This window comes from Micromonospora sp. NPDC002411 (assembly GCF_053592955.1).
This window is the reverse complement of sequence record NZ_JBSFBM010000217.1, coordinates 1-11,784: the sequence shown is the minus strand read 5'-3', so window position 1 is coordinate 11,784 and position 11,784 is coordinate 1. Positions and strand designations below refer to the sequence as shown.

Here is an 11,784-nt window from a genome sequence, read left to right as displayed (position 1 = left end):
GGGTTCGAGAGATCCCAGGTCTGCGGCCGCCTGGGTGGCTCGCGGATCGCGGCTGCCGTGTGCGACCAGCACCACCGGGTCGGCCCCGCCGGCCGCACCGGGGCCGGTCGGGGTCGTCGCCGGTGAGGTCAGACGTGCAGGCCGCACTCGGTCTTCTCGAACATGGCCCACCGGCCGGCCCGCGCGTCCTCGCCGGCCTTCGTACGGCGGGTGCACGGCCAGCAGCCGATCGACCCGTAACCCTGCTTGAACAGTTCGTTGACCGGCACGTTGAAGCGGGCGATGTAGGCGTCCACATCCCGCTGCGACCATGCCGCGATCGGGTTGACTTTGACCCTGCCGCGCCGCGCGTCGAAGGTCACCACGGGCGTGTTGGCCCGGGTCGGTGACTCGTCCCGGCGCAGGCCCGCAGCCCAGGCGTCGTACCCGGTCAGCGCCCGCTCCAGCGGCTCCACCTTGCGCAGCTGGCAGCAGTCGTCCGGCGACTTGTTGAACAGCCGGGGGCCGTACTGGCCGTCCTGCTGGCCGACGGTGAGCCGCGGCCGGATCGACCGCACGTTCACCGGGAGCGTCCGGGCCACCTCGTCGCGCACCCGCAGCGTCTCGGGGAAGTGCAGGCCGGTGTCGAGGAACACCACGTCCACGCCCGGTGCCACCCGGGACACCAGGTGGGCCAGCACGGCGTCGGCCATCGAGCTGGTGACGCAGAACCGGTCGCCGAAGGTCTGCGCCGCCCAGCGGGCGATCTCCAGGGCCGGTGCGCCCTCCAGGTCCCGGGCGGCCTGCTCGGCCAGGGCCCGCAGCTCGTCCGGGTCGCGTCGGGCCGGATCGGTCGGCGTCGGGCCACCCGGCCCGACCAGGCGCAGACTCGCGGCAGAGACGAGACTCATCGGGTCACCGCCCGCGAGAGCAGGCCGGTGAACTTCACCGAGAACACGCGGGTGCAGGCGTGGCACTCCCACGCGCCGTGCCCCGCCTCGTGCGGCCGCAGGTCCTCCTCGCCGCAGTACGGGCAGTACAGGGGTGCCGCTCGGTTCTCGCTGCTCACCGCAGGTCCTCCTCGTCGACTCTGATCACCCAGTTGGCGAACGTCTCGCCCTCGCTCCGGCCGGCCAGGTAACGACGGGCCAGCCGTTCCACGTACTCCGGAAGCTCCTCCGCGGTGGTCTTCAGGCCGCGCAGCTTGCGCCCGAACCCGGCCGTCTGTCCCTGGGCCATGCCCAGCCCACCGCCCAGGTGCACCTGGAAGCCCTCCACCTGCCGACCGTCCGGGCCGACCACCAGCTGGCCCTTGAGCCCGATGTCGGCGACCTGGGTGCGCGCGCAGGCGTTCGGGCAGCCGTTGATGTGGATCGAGATGTCCGCGTCGAAGTCGCGCAGCCGCTGCTCCAGCCGGGCCACCAACTCCTCACCGCGGGCCTTCGTCTCGACGATCGCGAGCTTGCAGTACTCGATGCCGGTGCACGCCATCGTGCCGCGCCGCCAGGCCGAGGGCCGGGCCTCCAGGCCGATCCCGCGCAGCGCGTCGACGAGCGACTCCGTCCGCTCCGACGGCACGTCGAGCACCAGCAGCTTCTGGTACGGGGTGAGCCGCACGCGGTCGCTGCCATGCGCCTCGACCACGTCGGCCAGTTGGCTGAGCTGCGCGCCGGAGACCCGCCCGACCACCGGGGCGGCACCCACGTAGTGCCGCCCGTCGGCCTGCTCGTGCACGCCCACGTGGTCGATCGGCTTCGACGGCAGGGTCGGCGCCGGGCCGTCGAGCAACGTGCGGCCGAGGTAGTCCTTCTCCAGGACCTCCCGGAAGCGCTCCACACCCCAGTCGGCCACCAGGAACTTCAGCCGGGCCCGATTGCGCAGCCGGCGGTAGCCGTAGTCGCGGAAGATGCCGACGACACCTGCCCACACGTCCGGCACCTCGGCCAGCGGCACCCAGACGCCGAGCCGCTTGGCGAGCATCGGGTTGGTGGAGAGGCCACCGCCGACCCAGACGTCGAAGCCGGGGCCGTGCTCGGGGTGGTCGACACCGAGGAAGGCGATGTCGTTCGACTCGTACGGGGTGTCGACCAGCCAGGAGATCGACGTCTTGAACTTGCGGGGCAGGTTGGAGAACTGCTTGTCACCGACGTACCGGGAGACGATCTCGTCGACCGCCGGGGTCGGGTCGAGCAGCTCGTCGCGGGCCACACCGGCGACGGGGCTGCCCAGCACGATCCGAGGGCAGTCGCCGCACGCCTCGGTGGTCTGCAGGCCGACCGACTCCAGCCGACGCCAGATCTCCGGCATGTCCTCGACGCGGATCCAGTGGTACTGGATGTTCTGCCGGTCGGTGATGTCGGCGGTGTCCCGCGCGAACTCCCGGGAGATGTCCGCGATCACCCGCAACTGGGCCAGGCTGAGCTGACCACCGTCGATGCGGACCCGGAGCATGAAGAACTCGTCCTCCAGCTCGTGCGGCTCCAGCACGGCGGTGCGTCCGCCGTCGATGCCCGCCTTGCGCTGGGTGTAGAGGCCCCACCAGCGGAACCGGCCCCGCAGGTCCTGCGGGTCGATGGAGGCGAAGCCGCGGTGCGCGTAGATGGTCTCGATGCGGGCCCGGACGTTGAGCGGGTCGTCGTCCTTCTTGATCCGCTCGTTGGGGTTGAGCGGCTCGCGGTGGCCGAGCGCCCACTGGCCCTCACCCCGTGGCCGGCGCGGCGCTCGGGTCGGGCGAGCCGTCGGGTCCTCGGAACGGGCCGGGATGCTGCTGACCGCCATCGCGGCGTCCTCCGTTGTCTGCTGTGCCTCGGGGTTACGCGGGGCGCGGCGGCCGGCCCGGCGAAGCGGGCGGGACAACGGTGTCTTCAGACAGCCGGCGCGGAGCGCGCCCGAGACAGATTGATCGGGCGTCGTCAGTAGGCCGGACAGATCGCGCTGCGCACGCGGCCGTAATCGACGTGGCGACGTGCCACGAAGCGGCGGACGACTGCGGCGGTCATGCGCCCATGCTGCCACACCCCAAGGGGGCCGGCCAATGTCCGCGTGCTGGATCCCACATCACGGGCCGGCGGTCAGCCGACCAGCTGGTCACCGAGGACAGCGGCGGCGAGCAGCGGCCAAGTGCCTGCCGCCAGCTGACACCCACGGGCGGCAGGGCCGTGGCAGGCTCGAACCGTGGGCGGATTGTCCGAGAAGTCGAGCGGGGCGGCGTGGGACCATCTGCGCCGCCCACCGGTCTGGCTCCCCCCGGCGCTGCTGACCCTGGCGGTGACAGTGACCGGCCTGGGCTCCGCCCAGCTCTGGCGCGACGAGCTGGCCACGTGGAGCGCGGCCACCCGGTCGCCCACCGACCTGGCCCGACTGGCCGACACCATCGACGCCGCCACCGGCCCGTACTACCTGCTGATGCACATCTGGACCAGGATCGTCGGCGACTCCACCGTCGCTCTGCGCGTGCCGGCCGTGCTGGCGATGACAGTGGCCGCCGGGCTGCTCGCCGTGCTCGGCACACGGCTCGTCGACCGGCGCACCGGTCTCTTCGCCGGCCTGCTGTTCGCGGTGCTCCCCGGCACGTCGCGCTACGGCCAGGAGGCCCGCCCGTACGCGCTGGCCACCATGCTCGCGGTGCTCGCCACAGTGCTCCTGGTGACCACGCTGCGACGGCCGAGCTGGGCCCGTTGGGCCGGGTACGCCGTCGCGGTCACCGCTCTCGGACTCATCCACCTGATCGCGCTGACGCTGCTCGCCGCGCACGCGCTGGTCGTCGTACTCGCCTGGTGGCGCGGGCCCGCCGAGGCCGGTGTCGGCACTCGGGACCACACCACCGTCGACCGGGACCGGCGGGTGTGGCGGTGGGTCGTCGCCGTGGTGCCGGTCGTGCTGTTGGCCGGTCCGTTGCTGGTCAAGGCCCGGACCCAGCAGTCCCGGCAGTTGAACTGGGTGGGTCTGGCTCGGCTGGACGACCTGACCGCGCTGCCCGGCGGCGTGGCCCAGAGCAGTGTGGTGGGCGGCCTGCTGCTCGGGGTGGCCGCGCTGGGCGCGGCCCGGCTCGGACGCCGGGCACTGCTGCCGGTGAGCGCGGTGCTGCTGCCGGTGCTGCTGCTCTTCGCCGCCGGCGCTGTCGTACCCCTGTGGGTGCCTCGGTACCTGGTCTTCGTGGTGCCCTTCGCCTGCCTGCTGGCGGGCGCGGCCCTGGCCGCGGTGGCCGCGCCGGCCGCGCTCGTCGTGGTGGTCCTGGCCGGGCTGCTCGGCCTCCCCGACCAGGCCGCGCTGCGGCGGACCCACGAGTGGCCACGCAGCGCGCCGGTGGACTACGCGGGCGCGGCACGGGTGATCGGTGACGGTCAGCGGCCCGGCGACGCAGTGGTCTACTCGCCCCGACACAGTTGGCTCTTTCTCGACCTCGGCATCGAATACCACAGCGACGACCCGCCGCGCGACGTGCTGGTCACCGAGGATGAGGCCCGCCGGGGTGACCTGTGGGCCGCCGAGTGCCAGCAACCGGCGCAGTGCCTGGCCGGCACGCCACGCGTCTGGCTTGTCGTCACCGGCCGGCACACCGATCCGCTGGCTGCCGTGCCCGGTGCCAAGGGCGACGCGCTCCGCGCGCAGTTCACCGTCACCCAGGTCTGGCCGCGCCCCGGACTGACCGTCGCCCTGCTGACCGGACGGTCCGGCAGCTGACCGGGCGACCGTGCGCCCCGGCAACGGTCGGGACAGCGCGGCTCAGGCCTGTGAGCGTCCGTCCGGGGCGTTACGCGCCAGCGGGACGACCAGCACCGCCTCGGTGCCGCCGTTGGCTCCGGCGCGCAACTCGATGGTGCCGCGCAGTTCCCCGGTGACCAGGGCCCGCACGATCTGGAGGCCGAGTCGGCTGGCACGTTCGGCATCGAAGTCCGGTGGCAGGCCGCGCCCGTTGTCGGCCACCGAGACGTGCAGCATCTTGCGGAACCGATGCGCCGAGACCACCACCTCGGGTCGCAGCTCCGGGTCGACCTCGGGCACGGCGACCGGCACCATTCCGGAGGCAGCGGCGGTCAGGGGCTCGTCCTCCTCGTCGCTCGGCGGGAAGCCGTGCTCGACGGCGTTGAGCAGCAACTCGTTGAGGACCATCACCAGCGAGGTGGCGATCTCCGCCGGCAGCACGCCGAAACTGCCCCGCCGTCGCATGCCGACGCTCACCTCGGTCGCCGCGACCTCGGTCGCCGCGCTGGCGACCCGGTCGACGATGCCGTCGAACTCGACCGCCTCGTCACTGGACATGGAGAGCGTCTCGTGCACCAGGGCGATGGACGCGACACGGCGTACCGACTCCTCCAGCGCGACCCGCGCCTCCGGCATGGCCACCCGGCGGGCCTGCAACCGCAGCAGCGCGGCCACGGTCTGGAGGTTGTTCTTCACCCGGTGGTGGATCTCCCGGATGGTGGCGTCCTTGGTGATCAGCGCCCGATCGCGACGCCGGACCTCGGTGATGTCCCGGACCAATACCAGCGCGCCGATCGGCACCCCGGCGGGCATCAACGGCAGCGCCCGGGTGAGCATCGTGGCGCCGCGTGCATCGATCTCCCGTCGGGGCGGCGCCTCACCGCGCAGGGCGGCCAGGATGCCGTTCGACGCCTCGGTGCCGTCCAGCGGGTCACCGGCCAGCCGGCGGTGCAGTGCGGCCAGGTCCTCACCCACCAGATGGGAGGCGTAGCCCAGCCGGCGGTACGCGGACTGGGCGTTCGGGCTGGCGTAGGTGACCTTCCCCCCGGCGTCGAGCCGGACGAGGCCGTCGCCGACCCGCGGCGCGGAGGTGGTCTCACCTGGATGCCGGGGCGGCGGGAAGGTGCCGTCCGCGATCATCTGCGCCAGGTCGTCCGCCGTGGTCAGGTAGTTGAGCTCCAACTGGCTCGGCGTACGCGCGGTGGAGAGGTTGGTGTCCCGTCCCACCACGGCGATCACCTCACCGGCCTCACCCTCGGCGGTGCGCAGCCGGACCGGAATCGCCTCGTGCCGGGCCGGCACGTCGCCGTACCAGACCGGGTCACCCTCCCGCCAGATCCGGCCCTGGGAGTACGCGACGCCCAGGTGTGCCACCTCCGGCCCGCCGACGATGCGCCCCACCTGGTCGTCCTGGTACGCGGTGGGGGCGGTCGTCGGGCGGACCTGGGCGACGCAGAGGAACGTGCCGTCGGCGTCGACCGGCACCCAGAGCAGCAGGTCGGCGAAGGACAGATCGGAGAGTAGTTGCCAGTCGCCGGCGATGCGGTGCAGGTGGTCGATGTCGGCCGGACGGAGATGGGTGTGCTCCTCGGCGAGGTCGCGCAGCGTGGACACGGTGACCAGGGTGCCACGCCGCGCCTCACATCGTCGCGGTGACCTTCTTCAACCCGCGTGGCGCGTCCGGGTCCTCACCCCGGGTGAGGGCCAGGGCCAGCGCCAACCGCTGCAACGGCAGGATGTCCAGCAGTGGGGCGTACCGCTCGTCCACCTCGGGAACTGCCAGCCGGGTGGCCCCCGGCACCTCGGCGGAGCCGACCACCACCACGTCGGCGCGGCGTTCGCCGAGGCGGGGCAGCACCTCACCCATCGACCGTCCACCCGGGCCGGAACCGACCACGGCGAGCACCGGGACCTCCGGGTCGGTCATCGCGAGCGGACCGTGCAGCAGGTCGGCGCCGGAGAAGGCGAGCGCCGGCAGGTACGACGTCTCCATCAGCTTCAGCGCGGCCTCCCGGGCGGTCGGGTACGCGTACCCCCGCCCGGTGGTGACCAGTTGCCGGGCGAACCGGTAGCGCGGCGCAAGCCGGGCCGGAGTGTCGTCGGCGAGGGTGCGCGCGGCCAGTTCGGGCAGCGCGGCGAGCGCCTCCCGTTCGGCCGCCGGGAGCACGCCGTCGCCGGCCCGGATCCCCTCAACCAGCATCAGCAGGGCGAGCAGCTCGGCGGTGTACGTCTTGGTGGCGGCCACTGCCCGCTCGTGCCCGGCGGCGATGTCGATGCTCAGCTCGGCCACGTCGACCAGCGGCGAGTCGGGGGCGTTGGTCACCGCGAGGGTCAGCGCACCGGAGGCGCGGGCGGCCCGCAGCACCTCGGCCAGGTCGGGGGAGCCGCCGCTCTGGCTGACCCCGACGACCAACGCGTCGGACAGGTCGGGTCGGGCCCCGAACAGGGTGACCACGCTGGGCGAGGCGAGCCCGGCGGGCAGGCCGAGCCGGATCTCGGTCAGGTACGCCCCGTAGAGGGCCGCGTGGTCGGAGGTGCCCCGGGCGGTGAAGACCACGTGCCGCGGGCGGCGTTCGGCGATGACCGCCGCCACCCGGGCGATCTCGGCGGCGTTGGCGGCGGAGAGCAGCCGCGCGTAGCCGGCCGGCTGCTCGTCGATGTCGGCGGCCATGCCAGCCCCTGCGCGTGTCACGGACACTCCTCCCCTGCGCGGTTCCCGCGCGTTTCCTGCTCAGTCTTGCACCTTTCCCCATCTTCGAGCAATTGAACGAGCAGGAGTGCGCAGATGATCACCAGATGATCTCAATATCAACTACGCTTGGCCCGCTGCACACGGTCGAGTCTGCGACGAGAGGACGACGTGCCCGAGGGAACGGACGATGCCGCGCTCTCCGCTACGGAGGAGCTGGCGCTGGCCCGGCTGGCACTGGACGAGGGCGACCTGCACCACGCCGCCGGTCACCTCGCCGGTGCGTTGGCGCGGGCGCCCACCCTGCCCGAGGTGCACGAGACACTGGCCCGACTCGCCGCGGTGAGCGACGGCGGCCTCGACCTCTTCCCGATCAACCACCACACGTTCGTGGGAGCCGTCGTCGCCCGCGCCCACCTGCTCGCCACCGCCGGGCGCCCCGCCGAAGGGCTGGAACTGCTGGCCGCGGCGACCACGTACGCGCCCGGCTCCCCGTGGGCCGAGGTGCCCTGGGTCACCGCACCCGAGCTGGCCGAACGACTGGGCCCGGAACACATCGCCCGCGTCCTCATGCAGGTGTGCGCCGCCCTGCCCGACCCGGTGCCACGGCTCGCCCGGGGCGCCCTCACGCCGTACCTGACGCTGGCCCGCAACGCGGTCACCGTGCACCCCGAGCACAGCCTGCTGCTGGGTGCGGCGTCCGCGCTGGCCCGGCGCGTCGGCGAAGCCGCCCTGGCGGTCCGCTGGGCCGCTCGAGGGGTACGCGCACAGCAGTCGAAGATGGGCGAGGTCTGGCTCGGGTACGCGTACCGCAGCGCGGGCCGGACCCGCGACGGCCTCGCGGCTCTCGGTCGGGCCGTCGAGCTGGACCCCGACGACCTGGCGATCTACGCGGACATCGCCGGCACCCTGGCCGACATCGGCCGGCTCGACGAGGCGCTGGAGTGGACCGAGCGGGCGCTGGCACGCGACCCGTCGTTCGACTGCGCGGTGCACACCGCACACCGTCTGCGGCACCTGCGCGACGGCGACCTGGCCCACCTGGTCGCGCTCGCCGACTTCGTCCGGGACCATCCCGACGACACCCACGAGCACGGCGACCTGGCCCAGTGCTGCCGGGCCCGGCCCTGGTTGGGTCAACTGACGCCGGCCGACGGACCGCTGCTCGACGCGATGCGCCAGGCGGTGGCCGACGACGACAACGGCCTCGGCAGCGTCGTACACCTGACTGCCCCGGCCCCGCCGAGCGCCGTCCGGACGGCGACGTCGACGGCCCCCGGACTGCGGATCGACGTCGTCGGGAGCACGCTGGAACCGGACCCGCGCGAGCCGCGACGGGCGTCCGCACACCAGCTGTGGCGGTACGCGGACGACGTACCCACGCCTGCCCTGCCGGCGCCCTCGGCGACGGCTGTCGAACGGATCGGGCAGATCGCGCACCCGGCGTGGCCACACCCGCCCGCGGCGTACGACGCGGCGGTGAGCCTGGCCGGTCTCGACGTGGCCGATCTGCTCGGTCTGCTGGTGCACCCGCCCGCGGCGCCGGCCAACGCGGTGGGTCGACTGCTGGCCGCCCACGACCCGTCGGTCTGGGTCCGGGGTGTGCAGGTGTGGGCCTGCCTGGGTCTGCTGCACCACCGCACCGACGAGCCGTGGGAGGGGTCGACCCGCCGCCGGGTGCTGCTCGACCTGATCTGGGGGGTCGAGGACTGGGTCACCGAGGCGGCGCTGTTCGCGCTGGTCACCGCAGCCTGGGTGGATCCCTCGGTGCGCTCGGACGTGGCGCGGGTGGTGGCGGAGCGGCTCGCCGACGCGGCCGCCGTGGCGCGCACCCGGCCGGTCCCGATCGCCGGTTCGCTGGCCCATCTTGCGCTCGCCGCTCCGGAGTTGGACCCGGCCACCGCGGCGCTCGCCACCGACCTGCTCGGCACGCGTTCCGCCCGGGTCCCCCGTCCCCGCAATCCGCTACGCCGTCTCTGGCAACGCCTGCGCCGGCGGTAGCCGCGCTCTCGTGGAAGACACACGCCGCGCCGCCCCGGACGGGACGACGCGGCGTGCGATGCGGGTGTCGGATCAGGCGACGGGGGCCTTGCCGAGAGCGACCTCGGCCTCCTCCTCCGGGGTGGCCTGCGGCGGCGCCTCGTTGGCGGTCCGCAGCGGGATCTCCTTGATGAACCAGGCGAGCACCGGGATCACGATGGTGAACAGCACCGCCCACAGGAACACGTGCGAGATCGCGTCGGAGAGACCGCCGAGCACCACCTCGCGCGCCTGGGCGGGCAGTTCCTTGAGCTTCGCCAGGTCCATCCCAGCGCCGGCCTCGCCGCCACCGAAGGCCCGACCGCCCTCGGAGCTGGCCAGCCGGTTGGCGAAGATCGCGCCGAACAGCGAGATGCCGAACGAACCGCCGATCGACCGGAAGAACGTCGCCGCGCCGCTGGCCGCGCCGAGGTCCTTCTGCTCCACGCTGTTCTGCGCGATCAGCATCGACGTCTGCATGAGGAAGCCCATGCCGACGCCGAGCACGACCATGTAGAGCGAGGACGTCAACTTGCTGGTGTTGGTGTCCAGCATGGACAGCAGCGCCATGCCTGCGGTCATCACCACGCCACCGACGATCGGGTACGCCCGGTACCTGCCGTTCTTGGTGATCGCCCGGCCGATGACCAGCGAGACGACGAGCATCCCGAACATCAGGGGCAGCAGCAGCAGACCGCTGTTGGTCGCCGACGCGCCCTGAACGGTCTGCTGGTAGAGCGGCAGGAAGTTCATCGCGCCGAACATCGCGAAGCCGAGCAGGAAGCCGATCACCGAGATCAGCGCGAAGTTGCGGTTGGCGAAGAGCGCCAGCGGCAGGATCGGCTCCTGGACCCGGCGTTCCACCAGGCCGAACGCCACCAACGCGACGACGGCCAGCACGGCCAGGCCGAGGATCTGCGGCGAGGTCCAGTCGTACTCGTTGCCGCCCCAGGTGGTGATGAGCACGATCGCGGTGATGCCGACCGAGAGCAGCCCGGCGCCGAGCCAGTCGATCCGGTGCTCGGTGCGGTACTTCGGCAGGTGCATGGTGGTGATCAGCACGAGCAGCGCGATTCCGCCCAGCGGCAGGTTCACGTAGAACGCCCAGCGCCAGGAGAGGTGGTCGGTGATGAATCCGCCGGCCAGCGGGCCGGCGACCATGGCGATGGCCATGATGCCAGCGATCATGCCCTGGTAGCGCCCGCGCTCGCGGGGCGGGACCAGATCACCGATGATCGCCATCACGCCGACCATGAGGCCGCCGGCGCCGAGGCCCTGCACGGCCCGGAAGGCGATGAGCTGGACCATGCCGTCCTCTGGGCCGCCGAGCATCCCGGAGCCGGCCATGCCACAGAGGGCGGAGCCGACCAGGAAGACGACGACCGAGGTCAGGAAGACCGACTTGCGGCCGTAGAGGTCACCGAGCTTGCCCCAGATCGGGGTGGAGACGGTGGTGCCCAGGACGTACGCGGTGACCACCCAGGTGAAGTGGTTGAGGCCGCCGAACTCGCCGACGATCCGCGGTAACGCGGTGCTGACGATCATATTGTCGAGCATCGCGAGCATCATCGCGATCATCAGCCCGAACAGCACGACCCGGATGTTGTTGGGTCGTGCGCCGGCCTGGGTTGCCTGTGTCATGGGTAAGCTCCCCCCGAGGATTGCCACACTTACTTGCCGCCCGGCTAGTCACCTTACTAGCCGCACGGTAAGTTGGGGACCAACTAACGGTCAAGCCAATTGGGGGGCGTGGGTGAGGGAGAGCACAGGCGGCACGCGGGAGCGGATCAAGGCCGTCGCGCTCGAGCTCTTCACCGAGCAGGGGTACGAGAAGACCTCGCTTCGGGAGATCGCCGAGCGCCTCAACGTCACCAAGGCCGCGCTCTACTACCACTTCAAGAGCAAGGACGACATCGTCGCCAGCTTCGTCGAGGACCGGTTGGTGCAAATCGACGCGCTGACCGCGTGGGCCGAGTCGCAGCCCCCGACCCTGGACACCCGGCGCGAGCTCGTCTCCCGCTACGCCGACACGATGTTCAGCGGCGAGATGCCGTCGGTCATGCGCTTCTTCGAGCAGAACCAGACCGTGCTGAAGAGTCTCACCGCCGGCCAGCAGATGCGCGGCCGGATGATGAAGCTCGCCGACGCGCTGTGCCGGGGCGACGACTCCCCCGCCGCCCAACTGCGCGCGACCCTGTCCCTGTTCGCGGTGCACGGCAGCTGGTTCGCGCTCCGCGCGCCGCACATCAGCGACGACGAACGCCGCAAGATCGCCTTGGAGGTGGCCGACGAGTTGTTGGCGGGCTTCTTGGGCAGGCCGTTCTCGTGCGCGTACACCTCGAAGGCGAACTCGCCGACGAGCCCGCACCGTTCGGCGCGACTGTTGCCGTTGG

9 protein-coding genes are annotated in these 11,784 nt (G+C 72.3%); 3 read left to right on the top strand and 6 right to left on the bottom strand.

Annotated features, from left to right (window positions below):
• Positions 1-128: 128 nt before the first annotated feature.
• Genes ACWCO3_RS23395 through ACWCO3_RS23385 form a run of 3 tightly spaced genes read right to left on the bottom strand, consistent with a single transcriptional unit; the run spans position 129 to position 2,757 of the window.
• Positions 129-890 carry a phosphoadenylyl-sulfate reductase gene (locus ACWCO3_RS23395; protein WP_145779121.1) on the bottom strand — a complete coding sequence of 254 codons (762 nt, stop codon included), beginning with the start codon at positions 888-890 and terminating at the stop codon, positions 129-131.
• Positions 887-1,048 (bottom strand): hypothetical protein, encoded by a 162-nt coding sequence (locus ACWCO3_RS23390; RefSeq protein ID WP_167393614.1) that lies wholly within the window; start codon positions 1,046-1,048, stop codon positions 887-889. The genes ACWCO3_RS23395 and ACWCO3_RS23390 overlap by 4 nt, the downstream gene beginning before the upstream one ends.
• Complete coding sequence (locus ACWCO3_RS23385) at positions 1,045-2,757, bottom strand: nitrite/sulfite reductase (RefSeq protein WP_357839999.1); 1,713 nt, start codon at positions 2,755-2,757, stop codon at positions 1,045-1,047. Before ACWCO3_RS23385 ends, ACWCO3_RS23390 begins: the two co-directional genes overlap by 4 nt.
• Positions 2,758-3,153: 396 nt before the next feature.
• Between ACWCO3_RS23385 and ACWCO3_RS23380 the strand changes: the two genes are divergently transcribed.
• A complete protein-coding gene (locus ACWCO3_RS23380; protein WP_450012015.1) occupies positions 3,154-4,662 on the top strand; it encodes a glycosyltransferase family 39 protein in 1,509 nt (502 codons plus the stop codon).
• Between the two features lie 42 nt (positions 4,663-4,704).
• Here the strand turns inward: ACWCO3_RS23380 and ACWCO3_RS23375 are convergent, their stop codons facing one another.
• Positions 4,705-6,297, bottom strand: a complete 1,593-nt coding sequence (locus ACWCO3_RS23375) for a PAS domain-containing sensor histidine kinase (RefSeq protein WP_145779118.1) — start codon at positions 6,295-6,297, stop codon at positions 4,705-4,707.
• A 25-nt stretch (positions 6,298-6,322) separates the two neighbouring features.
• On the bottom strand, positions 6,323-7,354 hold the full coding sequence (locus ACWCO3_RS23370) for an SIS domain-containing protein (protein ID WP_450012019.1): 1,032 nt from the start codon (positions 7,352-7,354) through the stop codon (positions 6,323-6,325).
• Positions 7,355-7,543: 189 nt separating this feature from the next.
• Between ACWCO3_RS23370 and ACWCO3_RS23365 the strand changes: the two genes are divergently transcribed.
• On the top strand, positions 7,544-9,373 hold the full coding sequence (locus ACWCO3_RS23365; RefSeq protein ID WP_450012013.1) for a tetratricopeptide repeat protein: 1,830 nt from the start codon (positions 7,544-7,546) through the stop codon (positions 9,371-9,373).
• Between the two features lie 72 nt (positions 9,374-9,445).
• Here ACWCO3_RS23365 and ACWCO3_RS23360 read toward each other — a convergent pair whose 3' ends face one another.
• On the bottom strand, positions 9,446-11,032 hold the full coding sequence (locus ACWCO3_RS23360) for an MDR family MFS transporter (RefSeq protein ID WP_358166055.1): 1,587 nt from the start codon (positions 11,030-11,032) through the stop codon (positions 9,446-9,448).
• Positions 11,033-11,144: 112 nt separating this feature from the next.
• Between ACWCO3_RS23360 and ACWCO3_RS23355 the strand changes: the two genes are divergently transcribed.
• Positions 11,145-11,784 (top strand): TetR/AcrR family transcriptional regulator (locus tag ACWCO3_RS23355; RefSeq protein ID WP_450012011.1); only part of this gene is annotated, 640 nt, incomplete at its 3' end.